Below are 18,195 nucleotides of genomic sequence, written 5' to 3'. Positions count from 1 at the left end.
TGCCAAAGCATTTAACCTTGGGAACCGCAACTTACATTTTTAACAGGGGGCCGATATGGCTTTTGAACTTCCTGATCTTCCTTATGCACATGACGCGCTGGCAGCCAAGGGTATGTCCGCGGAAACACTGGAATATCACCACGACCTGCACCACAAGGCCTATGTCGACAACGGCAACAAGCTGATCGCCGGCACCGAGTGGGACGGCAAGTCGCTGGAAGAGATCATCGTTGGCACCTTCGACGCAAATGCCGTCGCGCAAAACGGCATCTTCAACAACATCAGCCAACTGTGGAACCACAACCAGTTTTGGGAGATGATGGGCCCCGGCGGCAACGCAATGCCCGTTGAGCTGGAAAAAGCCCTGACTGAAAGCTTTGGCTCGGTTGACGAGTTCAAGTCGCAGTTCAGCGCTGCTGGTGCCGGTCAGTTCGGCTCGGGCTGGGCATGGCTGGTCAAGAACGCAGATGGTTCGCTGGCTGTGACCAAGACCGAAAACGGCGTCAACCCGCTGTGCTTCGGTCAAACCGCTCTGCTGGGTTGCGACGTGTGGGAGCACAGCTACTACATCGATTTCCGCAACAAGCGTCCGGCTTACCTGTCGAACTTCCTCGACAATCTGGTGAACTGGGAAAACGTTGCATCGCGGATGTGATTGTTAACCCAATAAGGGTTTTTCAAGGGCCTGCTGGCGGTGACGCTGGCAGGTCCTTTCTTGTTTAGATAGCTATTTTTGATGGTGATGTTGCGTTTTGTAATTGGCATCTAATGGCAGCAGTGAGCCCAAAGCGGACACTAGAATTTTTCAATCCGTTCGTTCCATGTCATTCAGCTCAAAACTACTGTCCAGCAGACTAGGTTCCGGACCATAAAACCGCGCGAGAAGGAAAAAACGACGTTCTGGATTGGTTGGAAGCCAGTTGCTTTCTTTTCCTTCTGGTGCCTTTGGCCCGAAGAAAATATCAACGGACCCGTCGTCGTTCTTAACGACGCTGGCCATGTTAGAATCGATAGTGCTTGGCTCAATGTCTCGAAGATATGAGGCCGTTTCCAGATCGTAAGTCGTGATCGACCAGAAATCGCGGACCGGAACATTGGCAGGTACGGTGATTTTGTAATTGCGGTTGCCATCGAGCCACTCTCCATCTGGAGTCTCGGCCAGATCGAGGTAGTAGGTTGCTGTCCCGTAATTCTTAACACTTGTTATAATCGCGTAGTAAAGTGCACCGCGCGCCACATAGTCGTAGTATGAAGGGTATTCATAGCTCCATTCTGTTTCTCGCGATCCATCGGGAACAAGCGCTGACCACTTCTTCCCTTCGAACACAAATGGATTGAGCACACGGTGGTACTGGTCAATCATGTATTCGAGTGCTTCAGGACCAGCTACATCATAAATAGCCTGCAATTTTGCATCGGGTTCAAAAGGGTCGTTACGCTTGATTCCGATACGTGCAAGTGCACCCATCATGGCAAGATCGCGATTCAACACGACTTCTTCGCCTATCATCTCGTGGATGTGACCATAGATTCCACCATCCATCTTAGGCGTCATTTCCAGCGGCACGCCGTAGACATCAACATAATTTGTTGCGGCCTCATCTCCAGCCTCTGACAGCGGATACACCTTGATTTGTTTAGTCAATGCAGTGGCCCTCGCAAGGTTTTCTTCGGTCGGACCTCCGGCGATAATCGGCCGGAGCACAGCAAAGCCGAAATTGGTTTCCTGCTCATAGACCAGAGCATTCCTGAGCAGCGGACCATCATAATTTGGCGGCACCAACAGGTATTTTGCGCCAAGGCCTCTGTCGCGCCCTTTTGAGCCCACATCGTCAAGTGGGCGTTGCCAAGCGTCCATCACGGTGCCAAAGATGCCAATCCCTTCGACTGAAGCAGGCATTTCGAACACAACTGGCCCATCTTTGATGTTCCAATATGCATGAATATAGGGCGTCGTATTGTTGGGCGTAGCTGTTTGGAAGCGCCAATCTTGAACCTTCGAATTGTAACCAATGTCATTCGGCCCGACACCGGCCCGAGCGAGAGCATCGATGTAGAATTTGAAGTTCATCAAAGGCATGGCCCAGACAGCAGCATCAACTGCGCGATGATAGGTCATGCGGTCCGCAGTGTTAGCGTTCGATGGGTCAAAATCCTCGGCATGACTCGCAGTCGCGACGATCACCCCCAAAACCAATGCCTTGATGGCACCTAAACTCTTCCCCCAGCCCATAACGAAACTCCTTCTGGAACAAATTTCTGATTCTGAATTGCGCTTGCCAAGACTATAGGCAGAATTTGATTATTTGCACTTGATTGGTCGCGCGATGAATGACTGCTCCGTCCGCAAAGCTGACTTCTGCAAAAAAGGCCATTCGACGTTACCGACGTGACCCTGCAACTCCGCCGCAGGAGAAAACCTGCCTATACGTCAACTTTCGAATTGAGACCTATTGTACGCCGTCCCGCAATACCTAGCTAAAGTATGCGGAGGGAGAGAGCCGCAAACCACTAAGAAAACGGTCAGGCAACGCGCTGAAAGACTTCGGCGCGTCTCGGGTAAGCTGTGCCTGACGCATGAAGGATAGCCAAAAAAACGCCATTACAGGAGAACACAATGGTCGAACTTGCACAGGGAACATGGGTTGTCATCGCTGACGGGGAAAAGGCGCTGTTCATGGAGAATATCACCGACGCTGAAGATCCCAATCTGGTTGTCGTATCCGTAGAAGAAAGCGACGGACCAAGGGCCAAGCCCTCGGACCGGGCCGGTCGTCGTTTTGACACTGCGCCACATCAGAAATCGGCCGTGGAAGAGAGCAAATGGAAAACCCATGCGAAATCCCTGTTCGTGCAGGATGTCGCCAACCTGTTGAACCGTAAGGGTTTGAAAGGGGCCTATAAACGATTGGTCCTGGTGGCCAGCCCGCATGTTCTGGGGTTGTTGCGTCGACGGTTGCACAGCGAAGTGCTGGGCAAAGTGGTTGCCGAGGTGGATAAAACGCTGACCAATCACCCGCTGCATAAAGTTGAACAGGTGTTGCGACAGCGCCTTGCCCCTGCGACTTGAAATCGGCGAAAACAAACGGGCGGTCCTGACCGCCCGTATACCGGACAGCCTAAGTAAGAACTTTCCTAAGCGTTGACATTGCAGCCTTCGGGCCATCGACCCATGTGATGAAGTCCGACAGCGACGCGTCTGCAAAGCCTTGGCCGATGACCTGTTGCAACAGCTCGTGCAGCGTATCCCAATAGCCATCCACATTCATGACCAAAATGGGCTTGTCGTGCAGGCCCAGCTGTCGCCAGGTGAGCGCCTCGAAGAGCTCATCCAGCGACCCCGGACCGCCGGGCAGGACAATAACCGCATCGGCGTTCATGATCATAACCTTCTTGCGCTCGTGCATCGTCTCGGTGACCACGAAACGGGTCAGGTCGGTCTTGCCGACTTCGCGTTGCAGAAGGTGCACTGGGATGACGCCGAACGTGTCACCACCGGCGGCTTGCGCGGCCCGCGCTACTTCACCCATTAGCCCCACATCCCCGGCCCCGTAGACCAGCCGCCAGCCTTCTTCGGCCAAAAGGGTTCCGAAGTGTTGCGCGGCGTCGGAATAGGTCGGATTCGCGCCATTTCGTGACCCGCAATACACACAGACAGATTTCTGAGACATGGGATGGCTTCTCCGGGCTTGTATATGGTGTTTTGACCCGTGATAGCGGGATTGATAGATTGGCTCAACCGTTAGGCAGAATGTGTTTTGCTCAAAGCACTTGCGCTGCGGAGCGAAAGGAAAACAATGAACTCCAAGTCGGGAAGCGAAAGCTCCGGTACTTTCATCTGGGGGGTGATTGCCGGCATCGTTGCACTGGTCGGGGCGGGCGGGTTGTACCTGTCCGGCGTCTTCGGGACGGGTCCTCAGGAAGCTTCACTGCAGCAAGACACCGCCGTCCAAACCACGGAACAGGCCAGTTCGGTTGCCACCCCGTCCGAGGATCAGAGCGCAGCGATTGAGGAACCGGAAACCGCTGATCCGTCTGATTCCGCGACCGCACCAGCGACGGAAACGGCTGAGGCCGACCCGGGTGTCGCGCCACCGACTCTGGACCAGATCTTTGTTGAGCCGGACGGTAATACTGTTCTTTCCGGCAACGCAGAGCCAGGCACGGATGTTCGTGTCCTGCTGGATGGTGAGCAAGTGCACAGCTTTACCGTCGACAACACCGGTCAATTTGCCGAGTTCCTTTCGATTCCATTCTCAGACGATGCACGTGGGCTTACGTTGGAAACTGCGGGCCAGGATCAACCCGTTCGTTCCGACGACTATTTGATTGCAGCCTTGCCTGAACCTGAACCGACGACCGAGCAGGTCGCCGCTGCCGAAACGGGTGACGCCGCGCCTTCCGACGACGAAACAGCAGGGGCGCAAGACACATCCTCGTCAGAGCCAACAGATGAAGCGACGACCGGGGATGTCGAAACGGCGGATGCGTCTGTAGAACCGTCTGCGGCTCAACCCCAGGAGACGGCACAAGAAACCACTGAAGAAGGCGATGAAAATCAACAAGTTGCCATTCTGCGTTCCGGCGAGGACGGGGTTGAGCTGGTTCAGTCTCCAACTGCCGAACCCAACGCTGCGGACGAGGTGGCTTTGGACACGATCGGCTATTCCGACGTTGGCGACGTAGAACTTACCGGCCGGGTCCCGGACGGGTCTGCGGTTCGACTGTATCTGGACAACCAGCTTGTCGATGATCTGTCACCGGTTGATGATGGTAAATGGCGCAGCGAACTCGAGGGAATTGATCCCGGTATATATACATTGCGCGTCGATGAAATCGCCTCGGATGGTACAGTGGTCAGCCGCCTGGAAACCCCGTTCAAGCGCGAACCGCTAGAGGTGCTGCGCGCGGCAGAGGCCGGTGATGAGCCCGAGGGCGAAAAAGTTACGCCCCCAATCCGCGCGGTCACCGTGCAGGAAGGCGACACGCTTTGGGCCATTTCGCGCGACCGGTTCGGTAATGGTATCCTTTACGTGAAACTGTTCGAGGCCAACCGCGGCGCGATCCGCGATCCTGACCTGATTTACCCCGGTCAGATATTCACCATCCCGGAATGAACTATTGCTGCTGGCCCTTGGTGGGCCAGCGGTCTATCTCTGACCGCAGATCAGGTACGTGATGAGACGAGCAGCGCCAATGACCTCAGCCGAAACGCCCACGCCCGACGACCGCCGCTCTGGCTGGCGCACGATCCGGAAGGTTGCGCCTTATATGTGGCCTGAGGAAGAGCCTTGGGTAAAACGACGCGTCGTTCTGGCCATGGGCATGCTGGTTCTGGCCAAGCTGATCGCGGTCTATACCCCTATCCTTTATAAGGGCGCCGTCGATGGGCTGGCGGGCGAGGGTGTTCCGCCACTGGCCTTGGGCGCTGTTGGCCTGACCGTGGCGTATGGCGTCGCACGCATGATGACAGTTGGTTTCCAGCAGTTACGCGATGCGGCCTTTGCCCCGGTAGGGCAGCGGGCCTTGCGCGCACTGGCATTGGAGACCTTCCAGCACATCCATCAGCTGTCCATGCGTTACCACGTGACGCGCCGCACCGGGGGGCTGAGCCGGATCATCGAGCGTGGTGTGAAAGGCGTGGAATTCCTGCTGCGCTTTTTGCTGTTTTCCATCGGTCCGTTGATCCTGGAATTGTTGCTGGTCGCGATCATTTTGATGTGGCTGTTCGACGTCTGGTATCTGGTTGTCGTTGCTGTCACCATCGCGCTGTACATCTGGTTCACCTTTGCGGTGACCGAATGGCGCGTGAAGCTGCGCCGCGAGATGAACGATCAGGATACCGAGGCCAACCAACGCGCGATCGACAGCCTGCTGAATTTCGAAACCGTCAAGTATTTCAATGCTGAATCGCGCGAGGCGGCTCGGTACGACGTGTCGATGAAGGCCTATGCCGGGGCTGCGCTTAAAACGGCGTATTCGCTGGCCTTCCTGAATTTTGGTCAGTCCCTTCTGATCACTTGCGGGCTGATCGGCGTGATGGTTCTGGCGGCCATGGGGGTGCAGCAGGGTACGCTGACCGTCGGCGATTTCGTCATGGTCAACGCCTATATGATCCAGATCACAGTGCCGCTGAACTTTCTGGGTACCGTCTACCGGGAAATCCGCCAGTCGCTTGTCGATATGGGGCAGATGTTCGACCTGCTTGAGCAACCGACCGAAGTACAGGACAAGCCCGACGCGCCCGATCTGTTGGTCAAAGGTGGTGAGGTGACATTGGACAATGTGCGCTTTGGCTATGATGCGGACCGCGAGATCCTCAAAGGTGTGTCGCTGACGGTACCTGCTGGCCAGACTGTTGCAATTGTCGGTGCCACAGGTTCGGGTAAGTCAACGATAGGCCGCTTGCTGTTCCGGTTCTACGATGTCACCGGGGGCGCGTTGAAGATCGACGGGCAGGACGTGCGCGACGTGACCCTGGACAGCTTGCACGCGGCCATCGGCGTCGTGCCGCAGGACACGGTGCTGTTCAATGATACCATCCGGTACAACATTGCCTATGGCCGGGACGGGGCCACGCAGGAAGAAGTCGAAGCAGCTGCCAAAGCTGCGCAGATCCATGATTTTATCGTGACGTTGCCAGAAGGCTATGACACCAAGGTAGGCGAACGGGGGCTGAAGCTGTCGGGTGGTGAGAAACAACGGGTGGGCATTGCGCGTACCCTTCTGAAGAACCCGCCGATCCTGCTGTTGGATGAGGCGACCTCGGCGCTGGATACAGATACCGAGCAGGACATCAAGGATGCCTTGGCGCGGGCGGGCGAGGGACGAACCGTGTTGACGATCGCGCACCGCCTTAGCACGATTGCCGAAGCGGACCGCATTGTCGTTCTGGAACGCGGAGAAATCCTTGAACAAGGCACCCATGACCAGCTTTTGCAGCGCGCGGGCCGTTACGCGCAGCTCTGGAGTCGCCAGCAAGCGGACGCGGCCTGATCCGGTCATGAGGGTAATTCCTGAGGCCGGGCAGAACAGCCCTGCAAAAATGCGTTCATTCCCGCAGGTTTAATTTGACGTTCATTTTCCTTGGTGACAAATCACCTAAAGTCACGGTGCCAGGTTCTTTGGCCGGACCTTAATCAAAGGAATATCTAATGAAAATGCGTGCAGCAGCAGCCTTGGCCGCAACTGTTCTTATGGCGACTTCGGCATTTGCCGAGGATCTTGAATTTCTGGTTGTGAATGACTCCAGCGCGGATCTGGTCGAGTTCAATGTCTCACCTGCGTCTTCCGACAGCTGGGAGGGGAACCTGCTGCGCGGTGGCTATGTCGCGCCCGATTACGAAATCGATGTTGTCATCGCGGATGGTCTGACCACATGTGTCTACGATATTCGGGGGGCGTTCGACGATGGTTCGTCGGCTGAAGACTTCGGTCTGAACCTGTGTGATTTGGGTGAATATGTATTCACCGACTAGGTCATAGAAAAGAAAAATGGCGAACCGTGGGGTTCGCCATTTATGTTACTCAGCCGCCTTGAGGGGCGATGTTGGTGAGTGATCGGGACGCTCATCCTTGTCTGCATCCGGTGCGGGCGCAGTCGGCGTCTCATCACCCCAGACAACCTCGGTGGCCTGTACCTGACGGGCAGCGTGACCAACCGCCATATCCTGAGCGATTTGGCTGGAACGACCTGCAGTGGCGCGTGCCAGCGCCTTGGCCAGCCATACCGCATAGGTGGTGACCCACACCCGTAGCGCCAGGAACGATGGCGTCACGATCAGCGTCAGAACCGTTGCAATACCCAGCCCAAACACAACTGCCGTAGCCAGCTGTTTCCACCACAGCGCAGTTGGGCTGTCGATAGAATAGCCGCCATTGATGAAGTCCAGCGACAATCCGAACATCATCGGTGTCAGACCGGCCATCGTGGTCAGGGTGGTCAGCAGAACCGGGCGGATACGCGCCTCAGCCGTGCGGATGATAGCCTCGATCCGGGGCATATATCGGCTATATTCCTGATACGTATCGATCAGAACAATGTTGTTGTTCACCACAATCCCTGCCAAGGCCACAATCCCTGTACCGGTCATGATGATCGAGAACGGTTGCTGCATGACCATCATCCCGATCAAAACGCCGGTGGTCGAAAGCACAACAGCCAGCAGAACCAGCACCGAGTTGTAGAACGAGTTGAACTGCGCCAGCAGGATCACAAACATCAGGCCTAAAGCAGCCAAGAAAGCGCTGGACAGGAAAGCCTGGCTTTCTGCCTGATCTTCCTGATCGCCGGTCCATTCCCAACTGACGGTGCTGCCGAAGGGATTGGTTTCAAGCCACTCGGTCAGCACTGCAATGCGTTCGTTGGGGTTGATCAGGCTAATCCGGGCGTTTCCAGATTCCAGATCGGCGCGCACTGCATCGACATCTTCTGCACCCGTCAACATGACAAGCTCGAAATTGTTGCCGGTCGGTCCAGTGAAGATCGCACCTGTGGGTTCTGTACCTTCCACGACGCCGCGCACGACCGCCAGCCGCTGTTCCGTGCCGTCTGCGTTATCCATCACAACTTTGCTCAGACCCGGCTCAACGTCGGCCTTCACGTCATAGTAACGCTGCTGGTTGATCCGGTTGATCTCGGCCAGTTTGGCCACTGGCTTGCGGGTGACAAAGTTCGACAAAGGCACCAGCCCATCTGGTGTACGCACTTTGAGCGTATCCAGTGTCGACAAAACCCGGTCTTCATCGGGCAGGCGAACGCGGATTTCGATTTCCTCGTCCACGCTGTCGGGGCGCATTTCGCCCAGCAGCAGCCCGCGCGTGACCAGTTGCACCATCGCGCCAACGGTTGCGACGTCCGCGCCGAAACGACCCGCTTTGGCAACATCCACGTCGATTTGCCAGTCGATGCCGGGCAAGGGCAGGGTGTCTTCGATCTTGATCAGGCCGGGTGTTTCATCGAACATCTTACGGGCCGCAGCGGTGGCTGAGTTCAGTTCTTCCCAGCCGTCCGCCTTGATGCGCAGATGAACGGGTTTGGCCGAGGCCGGGCCCTGTTCCAGCGGCAGGATTTCCACGATGAAGCCTGGAATCTTCGCAAGTTCGGCGTTCAACTGATCGAGCACGAAGTCACCGTCGTATTCCGGGGCAACGGTTTCACGGTCGATCAACCCGCCGAAGATCGGTTCGGACACGTTAGGCCGGTCTTCCCACGGGATGATTTCGAACTGGACGCGACCGACAGTGTCGGCCGGTGCTTGCGCACCTCCATTATTCTGGTTCAGCCCGCCTTCTCCGGCAAAGGAAAACACGTTCACGACTGCGGGGTGCGCGCTGATAATTTCTTCGGCCGCCAGTACCATCTGGTCCTTTTCGATCAGCGATATGTTGCCGCGTGCACGAACATAGGCCGTGGCTTGCTCGGGTTCGCTTTCGACGAAGAACTCTACGCCCCGATTGTTGTTCCCAAATGCGGTCATGACTGACATCACGGCGAAGCCAATGACGACAATCGAAACAATCGGCATGATCGGGTTTCCGACCAGGAACTTGATGACATAGCCAAAGGGCGTGTGTTCGCGCGCTGTATGTACATGCTGATCTGGTGCGCGTTCTATTTTGGCGGCACTCAACGTAACAGAACCGGCGAATGCTCCAAAAATGAACAGGAAGGCACCAAGCAGAACTGCTCCGAATGCGCCTTCGGGCAACAGATAGGTCGGATTCAGCAGTTGCATCGCACCAAGGAAGATCAGGTACAGCGATGGCGGCACCATAACCGCACGAACCCACCACCGGGTGCGCGCGCGCAGCCAGTCAGATGTGCGGTCAAAAACCCGGCTCAGACGTCCCGAAACACCGCCCATGACAGGCAGATAGATCAGTGCAACGATCAACGAAGCGGACAGAACGAAGATCAGCGTGACAGGCAGCATGCCCATGAATTCACCCGGGACACCCGGCCAAAACAGCATGGGCAGGAAGGCACACAGGGTTGTGGCCGTGGATGACACGATAGGCCAGAACATACGCTGCGCAGCCTCGACATAGGCGTGCATCGGGCCAACGCCCTCTTTAATGCGCCGGTCTGCGTATTCCACGACAACAATGGCCCCGTCGACGAGCATACCCACCGCAAGGATCAGGCCGAACATCACGATGTTCGAGATGCTGATGCCCATAACTGCCAGGAACGCAAAACACAGCAGGAATGAGGTCGGGATCGCAAAACCCACCAGCAATGCCGCGCGTGTGCCCAAAGAGGCCAGAACAACGATCATCACCAGCGCGATCGCCGTCAGAACCGAGCCTTCCAACTGGCTGACCATCGAACCGACGATGCGGCTTTGGTCGTTCGAGGTGCCCAGCTGAATAGCGGCCTGCATCTCGGGCGGCCATTTGGCCTGCGCGGCGGCTATGGTTTGTTTCACGCCTTCGACTGTGTCGATCAGGTTGTAGCCCTTGCGCTTGACCACCTGCAGCGCGACGGTTTGTTCGCCGTTGAAACGGGCGGTGCCTTCGCGGTCTTCAAAGGTATAGTTGATCTGCGCCAATTCCCCCAGGGTGACGACCCGGTCGCCGTTCACTTTGACCGGCAGGCCATAAACATCCTGCGCGGTTTTGAAGGAAGAGGGGATCTTGACCGAGAATGTGCCCTGAGCGGTTTCGACCTCACCGGCTGCGATCAGCTGATTGTTGTTGCGCACCACATCGATAAGCTCGGCGGCGGTGACGTTGTATGCCTCAAGCCGAAGAGGGTCGATGATGACCTCCAGCAATTCGTCACGGTTGCCCGCGATACCGGCTTCGAGCACCGAATCCATCGCCTCAAGGTCGTCCTGCAAAGCCTTGGCGACTCGCGCCATAGTGCGCTCGGGGACTGCACCCGTCAGGTTGACGATAACGATGGGGAACTCTGAGAAATTGATCTCGGTCAGCGAGTATTGCTCAGCTCCGTCGGGGAATTCGGCTTGCGCGCTGTTCATCGCGTCGCGCACATCAGCCATGATCGCGGTCTTGTCCCAGCCGAAATCGAACTCCAGCGCGACGCCTGCATACCCTTCGGCAGCGGTCGAGGTCATCTCTTTCAGCCCATCAAGGTCCGCAAGTTCGGTCTCCATTGGTTTGACCAACAGGTTTTCCGAATCCTCGGCTGAGATGCCCGGAAACTGAACTGAGACAAACAGGGCAGGGATTTCAATGTCGGGCTCGCCTTCTTTCGGCAGGCTGACATAGGCAAAGCCGCCAATCACCAATGAGATGGCGATAAAGGCCAGAACCATTCTGGCCCGGCCAGCGGCCCAACTGACGATTCCGGTCATTTCGAAGCTTCCCGATATGTAGGTTCAACTGTGACGCCGCGGGTTACGAACTCTTGCCCGATTACGATGATGTCCACAGTTTCCGGCATGCCACCGACCCAAACGCCTTCGGCAGTATCACGCAGAAGAACGACGGGCTGGAAATCGACCACGTTGCTCTGGCCAATGGTGCGGACACCGAGTTGACCGTTATTGCTCAGGGTCAGTGCCGATTGCGGCAGGAAATGCGCCTTGGCCCCAGCGGCCGAAATGCGGATGTCGGCGGTTTGGCCGTCCCGAATGGCCAGTTCCGGGTTCGGAACAGTGATTTCGACCTCGAACGTGCGGGTTGTTTCATCGGCCGAGCGGCTCAGGAATGTCACACGACCAGAAACCTGCAGGCCAGTGACCAACTGCGCTGTGGCTTCGGTTCCGACAATGATGCGGTTAACCTCGGTTTCCGGCACAAAACCCACCAGCTTGATCGGGTCCAGTTGGATAACGGTCGCGCATAGCGCACCGGGCTGCATCAGGCTGCCCAATTCTGCGGTATCGCTTTCCAACAATCCCTTGAAGGGTGCTGTGATCGTCTGGCGATCGATTTCGCGTTCCGCGGCTTTGACCTCGGCGGTCGCGGCTTCGATCCCGGCGCGGGTGGCCTCAAGACCGGCTTCGGCGGTCTTGATACCGGCTTCGGCGGTTCTCATCGCCGCCTCGCTTGAGATTCTGCGTGTTTCAGATCCAAATCCGGAGTCAGACAGTTTATTCGCAGCCGTCAGGTTGATCTCGGCCTCGGCAACACGCGCATGTGCTTCTTCCAAGCGGGCTTCGGCTTCTGGAATGCGGCTTTGGGCTTCTAACTTGGCAGCCTTCGCTTCGGCCAGACTGGCGGGGCGGGTGCCTGGGTCAAGCTCGCACAGAAGATCGCCGGCTTCGACGAACGTGCCTTTGCGCTTAGGCTCTGAGATGACCGTCGATGTGGTTTCGGCCAGAACTTCGACCTGACGATTGGCCTTGGTCTGGCCCCGCAACAACACGGCGCTGTCAATTTCACGTGCAGTTGACCTAACGGCAACGACGCCAATCGTCGCCTGATCCACGTCCGCGACTTCGCCAGATTCGCTGGCAACCTCAGGGCTGGCCTCGGCTTCCGCGCGCCCGGCGAAAGAGAACAGGCTGTCCCGTTCGAAAACCAAAAAAAACAAAACAACAATAACCAAAGCGGCGTTTACTAATGAAATCAATCGCATGCAGGACTACTCCCAGAATTCTGCGCCACATATTTTTTGCGGTCATGCTAGAAAGTGGGGACGATTATGTATCGTTTCCACACTAAACTGAATAGTTCGGTTTATTTTTTTCTACAAGAGGGCAGGCCACCGGCGGGATTGTAAAAAATCGGGCTCTTGGCTTGGCGATTGCGCCGGGGTATGACATGGCGCCATACACCAAGGATGCAGCCCCGGAGGGCAGGGATGAGCGACGTCGACAGTTTTATTGATGAGGTGACCGAAGAGGTGCGCCGGGACCGCCTGTTCTTGCTATTGCGCAGATGGGGTTGGGTTGGTGTGCTTGTGGTTGTCCTGATCGTGGGCGGTGCTGCGTTCAATGAAGTCCGCAAGTCGCGCGCTACCAGTCAGGCGCAGGATTTAGGTGATTCAATCCTGGCAGCGCTGGCACAGAATCAGTCGGAAGACCGTGCCGCCAGTCTTGCCGCCGTCGAAACACAATCTCCGGGTGGGGATGCGGTTCTTAACATGCTGTTGTCGGCCTCTCAGTTTGAGGCCGGATCGGAACAGGATGCGGTCGCCAGCCTGAACGCCATTGCGTCCCAAGGGGATCTGCCGGAAATCTACCGCGCGATCGCGGCTTTCAAGGCGCTGCTGCTGCAGAGCGACACTCTGCCCGCAGCCGATCGCCGTCTTCAGTTCGAAGCGCTGGCCGCACCGGGTGCGCCGCTACGGTTGCTGGCCGAAGAACAGTTGGCCCTGATTGATGTATCCGAGGGCAATGTTGACGCGGCCATCACGCGGCTTCAGGCCTTGCGTCAGGACGCAGAAGTTGGCGTGGATCAGCAACAGCGTGCGGCTCAGTTGATTGTAGCGCTGGGTGGCGAACCAGAGCCGTTGATCGCCCGGCAGGGCTGATCCGGTGGCGGCAGGAAAACTTACAGGCGAGTTCGGAACATCATGGTAGCAAGTCTATTCTCCCGTATTGGATTGCCGATGGCAGCCCTTTCATTGACCCTGGTCGCCGCCTGCCGGGAACCCGAGGTTATCTTGCCGGGGCCGCGAGAAGATATCCGGCCCACTGCCGATACCGAAACGGTGGAAACCCGGGGCTCAAAACCGATCAGCCTGCCGGCGCAAAGGGCCAACGCGAGCTGGCCGCAAAGCCCGGGCACGGCCGCGTTCCGGACGACCAATGCACAGTTGCGCGCAACGCCGCAGCGCATCTGGTCCGCATCAATCGGTCAGGGTGACTCGCGCAAACAGCGGATCACGGCTGATCCCGTGGTTGCGAGCGGGTTGATCTATACGCTTGATGCCGGCGCAACGGTGTCTGCAGTGTCGCCGCAAGGGCAGGTTGTTTGGAACACCGATCTTATTCCACCAAGTGATGGCGACTCGGATGCCACGGGTGGTGGCATGGCCTATGACAACGGTGTGCTTTATGTGTCTTCCGGTTATGGTCGCCTGACAGCGCTGGATGCCAAAACCGGTGCAGTTCGTTGGCAAAAAAGGTTGAACGCGACCGGCAGCGGCGCGCCTTTGGTCAGCAACGGCCTGCTGTATCTGGTGGCTGGTGACGAAACTGGCTGGGCGGTCAACACCAAGGACGGCCGTATTGCCTGGCAAATTCAGGGCACCCCAAGCGTTGGAAACGTTCTGGGTGCGCCGGCACCAGTGATTGCATCAGATTTTTCCGTGTTCGCCTTTGGCTCGGGTGATGTCGCAGCGACGTTCCGTCGGGGGGGTATTCGCCGCTGGAACGCGTCAGTGGCCGGGGGACGTCGCGGACGTGCGGCGGCGCAGATCGTCGATGTAACCGGTGGACCAATGGTTGCGGGCGATAAGATTTATATCGGCAACCATTCTGGGCGCACAGTCGCGTTTGACGCCAATTCTGGGGAACGGATATGGACCGCAGACGAAGGGGCCGTCGATACGGTCTGGGCCGCTGGCAACAGTATTTTCCTGATCAGTGATCGCAGCCAACTGGTGCGGCTGGACGCTGCGACCGGAGCGATTGTCTGGGCGCAGGACCTGCCGGGTTTTGTCAAGGATAAGCCGGGACGCCGTGGGGCGGTCTACGCGCATTATGGTCCGATCATCGCGGGTGGGCGCATCGTCATCGCCTCGAACGATGGCTATGTTCGGTTCTTCAGCCCTGTTGACGGAGCACTGGTGAACCATGTCGAAGTGCCAGGTGGCGCGACCACGGCACCGGTTGTGGCGGGTCAAACACTGTACGTCGTGTCGACCAAAGGTGATTTGCACGCTTTCCGTTGACCACAAGATGCGCTAAAGGGCGCGTCTGAGTCTTGAAAGTTGAGTATCATGTCGCTGACCCTCGCCATCGTGGGGCGCCCGAATGTGGGCAAATCCACCCTGTTCAATCGCCTTGTGGGCAAACGTCTGGCTTTGGTCGACGACCAGCCCGGCGTGACGCGCGACCTGCGCGAAGGACAAGGGCGTCTGGGGGATCTGCGCTTTACCGTGATCGACACTGCGGGGCTTGAGGACGCAACCGACGACAGCCTTGAAGGCCGCATGCGCCGCCTGACTGAGCGTGCGGTGGACATGGCAGATGTCTGTCTGTTCATGATTGACGCGCGCGTCGGGGTCACGCCGACCGACGAATTGTTTGCCGAGATTCTGCGCAAACGTTCCAAACACGTGATCCTTGCGGCCAACAAAGCCGAAGGAAACGCAGCGGATGCGGGTGTGCTTGAAGCCTATAACCTTGGTCTGGGTGAGCCGGTGCGCCTGTCGGGCGAACATGGCGAGGGGATGACTGATCTTTATTCCCAGCTTATGCCATTGGCCGATGCCGCCGAAGAACAGGCGGTCGAGGATGCACCGGAAACCGATATTGAACTGGATGAGGACGGCGAGGGCGAGACGCCCCTGATCAGCGCTGAAAAGCCGTTGCAGGTGGCAGTTGTTGGCCGCCCGAATGCCGGTAAATCCACATTGATCAACAAGATCATTGGCGAAGACCGCCTGCTGACCGGGCCAGAGGCTGGTATTACGCGCGATGCCATCAGTCTGCGGATCGATTGGGCCGACCCGGACGGGGACAGCACGCCGATGCGTATCTTTGATACTGCCGGTATGCGTAAAAAAGCCAAAGTTCAGGAAAAGCTTGAAAAGCTTTCAGTCTCGGATGGTCTGCGCGCCGTGAAATTCGCTGAAGTGGTGGTGGTTCTGCTGGACGCTGCCATCCCCTTCGAACAGCAGGACCTGCGTATTGCCGATCTGGCCGAGCGTGAGGGTCGCGCCGTTGTTGTCGCCATCAACAAATGGGACATCGAAGAAGACAAACAGGAAAAGCTGCGAGATCTGAAAGAGTCGTTCGAGCGTTTGCTGCCGCAATTGCGTGGCGCTCCGCTGGTGACGGTGTCGGCAAAGACGGGCCGGGGGCTAGAGCGCCTGCGCGCCGCGATTCTGCGGGCCCATGACATCTGGAACCGCCGTGTGCCGACGGCCGCGCTGAACCGCTGGCTGACGGCCATGTTGGAACAGCACCCGCCGCCAGCCCCGCAGGGTCGCCGGATCAAGCTGCGGTATATGACTCAGGTCAAAACCCGCCCGCCGGGCTTTGTCGTCATGTGTTCGCACCCTGACAAGATGCCAGCCAGTTACACCCGGTATCTGGTCAACGGTCTGCGCGAATCTTTTGACATGCCCGGTACTCCGATCCGCCTGACTTTGCGAGGACAGGGGGACAAGAACCCGTACAAGGGACGCCGTAAGAAAAACGCGGGCGCCTTGGCCAAACATCTCAAGGGCCGCGCGTAACTGCGCCAATTTTCAGCATTTTCGGCTGAGGGGCGTGACAGCCCCATTTCCCCGCGCTAGCATTCACTGGCGTGCATCTGTTTTTTGTGCGCGTAATTTCACGCGGAGCTTCCGCACCAGTTTTTGGCAACCATTGGACCTGACCAACGTGAGGAGCGGCTGGATGGATCTGAGGGAATACACTCGGCAATACGCGGTTCAGGACAACAAATTGGCCGCGCTGAGCTATTTTGGAACCTTCGCGATGTACTTCACATCGCTGGCGCTGGCGATCATCTATGTGGATCGCTGGTATGTTATGATCCCGGCCGGGGTCGTTTTTGCCTTTTCGGCGGTGCGCCTGTACGTGCTTCAGCACGATTGCGGGCATCACTCGCTGTTTGAGACACGTCGCCAAAACGAGTGGGCGGGGCACGGGCTTTCGCCGTTCACCTTTGCGCCCTTCGAGGTGATGAAACAGAATCACAGCCTGCACCACGCCGGTATCGGCAATCTCGAGCACCGTGAGACGGGCGAAATCCATACGATGACCGTGCGGGAATGGAACAAGGCGGATTGGAAAGCGCGCCTGTATTACAGGCTCTACCGAAATCCCTTCATCCTGGTTCCGGCCGGGGCGCTGTTCACGTATTTCATCCGCTATCGGTGGCCCAAGAACACCGTTCGGTTTGGCGTGAAGGGTGTATTGCTGCACAACTTGTCGATCTTCGTCTTTCTTGGCCTTCTTTACCTGATAGCTGGCACCACAGGTATTCTGGTCTGGTTGGTATTTTCGCTTTTGGGCGGGATGCTGGGTGTGTTTCTGGTCTATCTGCAGCACAATTTCGAAGACACGTACTGGGATCGTCGTCCGGATCTGGACCCGCAACTGGCCGCGCTGCAGGGATCATCAGCGCTGGATTTCGGGTGGTGGTTCGACAATGCGGTTGCCTGCATCACGCTGCACGACATCCATCATTTTAATGCGCGCATTCCGTCTTATCGGTTGCGTGCATGCCACTATAACCTACCGCCCGAATTCACGCCCCGCCGGATCAAATTCCCCGAGGCTGTTGCCGCTTTGAACCTGAAACTGTGGGACGAAGACGCCAAGCGGCTAGTGCCGTTTCCCGGAAAGGACCAATCCGGTAACCTTGCACACAGTAGTTGACACAAATGACCTGCATCTCTGGGCACTGGCTTGTGAGAACGTGTATCTGGAATACATAAGATAACGCAGGGAAAATCGGAAAGGACAAAGAATGACCGCAGTGACCGCAATAAAAGGCGTTGGAGAGGGGCTAGGAAAGTCACTTACCGCCAACGGTTTCAAAACCGCTGAAGCCGTTGCCAAGGCAACCCCCGCTGCACTGGTCAAAGTTCCTCGTATCGGCAAAGCCCGCGCAGCCGTCTTGATTGCCGCCGCGAAAGAGGCGATTGCAGAGAAACCGCCAGCCGCCAAACCCGCCGCGGCGAAACCAGCCGCCAAACGCCCTGCGGCGAAAACAAGTACGCGCCGCGCGCCTGCCAAAAAGCCTGCAGCGCGCCGAGCAGCGCCACGCAAGACGATCGCCGCCGCCGCTGCCGAGAAGCGGGCGGAAGAGGCTGCGCGCAAAGCGGCTGAGGAAAAGGCCGCAGCCGAACTGGCAGAAGCCAAGGCAAAAAAGAAGGCCAAGGCCAAAGCCAAGGCTGACAAGGCCGCTAAAAAGCTTCAGGAGATGGAAGCCGTCTTCTCGAAAGCCAAGGACAAGGTGAAGGCCAAGACGAAGAAGGATAAGAAGAAAGATAAAAAGAAAAAGGCCGACAAGACGGACAAGAAGAAAGATAAGAAAAAAGACAAGAAGAAGGATAAGAAAAAGGCGAAGAAGTAAGCCTTCTCCGCCTTGCAGCTT

14 protein-coding genes are annotated in these 18,195 nt (G+C 57.3%); 10 read left to right on the top strand and 4 right to left on the bottom strand.

Annotated elements, in window-relative coordinates:
• Positions 1-55: 55 nt before the first annotated feature.
• Positions 56-655, top strand: a complete 600-nt coding sequence (locus tag QMP16_RS05680) for a superoxide dismutase (protein ID WP_282151550.1) — start codon at positions 56-58, stop codon at positions 653-655.
• Positions 656-805: 150 nt separating this feature from the next.
• On the opposite strand, the gene QMP16_RS05675 is transcribed toward QMP16_RS05680, so the two are convergent.
• Positions 806-2,233 (bottom strand): DUF1214 domain-containing protein, encoded by a 1,428-nt coding sequence (locus QMP16_RS05675; RefSeq protein WP_282151549.1) that lies wholly within the window; start codon positions 2,231-2,233, stop codon positions 806-808.
• A 384-nt stretch (positions 2,234-2,617) separates the two neighbouring features.
• Here QMP16_RS05675 and QMP16_RS05670 point away from each other — a divergent pair, with 384 nt between their 5' ends.
• Complete coding sequence (locus QMP16_RS05670; RefSeq protein ID WP_282151548.1) at positions 2,618-3,070, top strand: host attachment family protein; 453 nt, start codon at positions 2,618-2,620, stop codon at positions 3,068-3,070.
• Between the two features lie 49 nt (positions 3,071-3,119).
• Here QMP16_RS05670 and QMP16_RS05665 read toward each other — a convergent pair whose 3' ends face one another.
• Positions 3,120-3,671 (bottom strand): TIGR00730 family Rossman fold protein, encoded by a 552-nt coding sequence (locus tag QMP16_RS05665; protein WP_282151547.1) that lies wholly within the window; start codon positions 3,669-3,671, stop codon positions 3,120-3,122.
• Positions 3,672-3,797: 126 nt separating this feature from the next.
• On the opposite strand from QMP16_RS05665, the gene QMP16_RS05660 reads away from it, so the two are divergent.
• The 3 genes from QMP16_RS05660 (at position 3,798) to QMP16_RS05650 (ending at position 7,478) form a co-directional block, all read left to right on the top strand.
• Entirely contained in the window at positions 3,798-5,117 is a 1,320-nt protein-coding gene (locus QMP16_RS05660) for a LysM peptidoglycan-binding domain-containing protein (RefSeq protein WP_282151546.1), read from the top strand.
• A 79-nt stretch (positions 5,118-5,196) separates the two neighbouring features.
• Positions 5,197-6,996, top strand: coding sequence for an ABCB family ABC transporter ATP-binding protein/permease (locus QMP16_RS05655; RefSeq protein WP_282151545.1), 1,800 nt, complete (start codon positions 5,197-5,199; stop codon positions 6,994-6,996).
• 158 nt (positions 6,997-7,154) lie between these two features.
• Positions 7,155-7,478 carry a hypothetical protein gene (locus tag QMP16_RS05650; protein ID WP_282120410.1) on the top strand — a complete coding sequence of 108 codons (324 nt, stop codon included), beginning with the start codon at positions 7,155-7,157 and terminating at the stop codon, positions 7,476-7,478.
• Positions 7,479-7,523: 45 nt separating this feature from the next.
• Here the strand turns inward: QMP16_RS05650 and QMP16_RS05645 are convergent, their stop codons facing one another.
• Entirely contained in the window at positions 7,524-11,321 is a 3,798-nt protein-coding gene (locus QMP16_RS05645) for an efflux RND transporter permease subunit (RefSeq protein WP_282151544.1), read from the bottom strand.
• On the bottom strand, positions 11,318-12,550 hold the full coding sequence (locus tag QMP16_RS05640; protein ID WP_282151543.1) for an efflux RND transporter periplasmic adaptor subunit: 1,233 nt from the start codon (positions 12,548-12,550) through the stop codon (positions 11,318-11,320). The genes QMP16_RS05645 and QMP16_RS05640 overlap by 4 nt, the downstream gene beginning before the upstream one ends.
• Before the next feature lie 225 nt (positions 12,551-12,775).
• On the opposite strand from QMP16_RS05640, the gene QMP16_RS05635 reads away from it, so the two are divergent.
• The 5 genes from QMP16_RS05635 (at position 12,776) to QMP16_RS05615 (ending at position 18,174) form a co-directional block, all read left to right on the top strand.
• Complete coding sequence (locus QMP16_RS05635) at positions 12,776-13,447, top strand: hypothetical protein (protein ID WP_282151542.1); 672 nt, start codon at positions 12,776-12,778, stop codon at positions 13,445-13,447.
• Positions 13,448-13,489: 42 nt separating this feature from the next.
• The gene (locus tag QMP16_RS05630; RefSeq protein ID WP_282151541.1) at positions 13,490-14,812 is read left to right on the top strand and encodes a PQQ-like beta-propeller repeat protein; all 1,323 of its coding nucleotides are present in this window, start codon (positions 13,490-13,492) and stop codon (positions 14,810-14,812) included.
• Positions 14,813-14,860: 48 nt separating this feature from the next.
• A complete protein-coding gene (der, locus tag QMP16_RS05625) occupies positions 14,861-16,324 on the top strand; it encodes a ribosome biogenesis GTPase Der (RefSeq protein WP_282151540.1) in 1,464 nt (487 codons plus the stop codon).
• Between the two features lie 163 nt (positions 16,325-16,487).
• Entirely contained in the window at positions 16,488-17,474 is a 987-nt protein-coding gene (locus tag QMP16_RS05620) for a fatty acid desaturase (RefSeq protein WP_282151539.1), read from the top strand.
• Positions 17,475-17,565: 91 nt separating this feature from the next.
• Complete coding sequence (locus tag QMP16_RS05615) at positions 17,566-18,174, top strand: helix-hairpin-helix domain-containing protein (RefSeq protein ID WP_282151538.1); 609 nt, start codon at positions 17,566-17,568, stop codon at positions 18,172-18,174.
• Positions 18,175-18,195: the final 21 nt, after the last annotated feature.

Origin of the sequence: Ruegeria atlantica (genome assembly GCF_947495585.1) — a bacterium.
Taxonomy (GTDB): Bacteria; Pseudomonadota; Alphaproteobacteria; order Rhodobacterales; family Rhodobacteraceae; genus Ruegeria; species Ruegeria atlantica_G.
The sequence above is the reverse complement of the archived record's forward strand: the minus strand, read 5'-3'. Positions and strand labels throughout refer to the sequence as shown.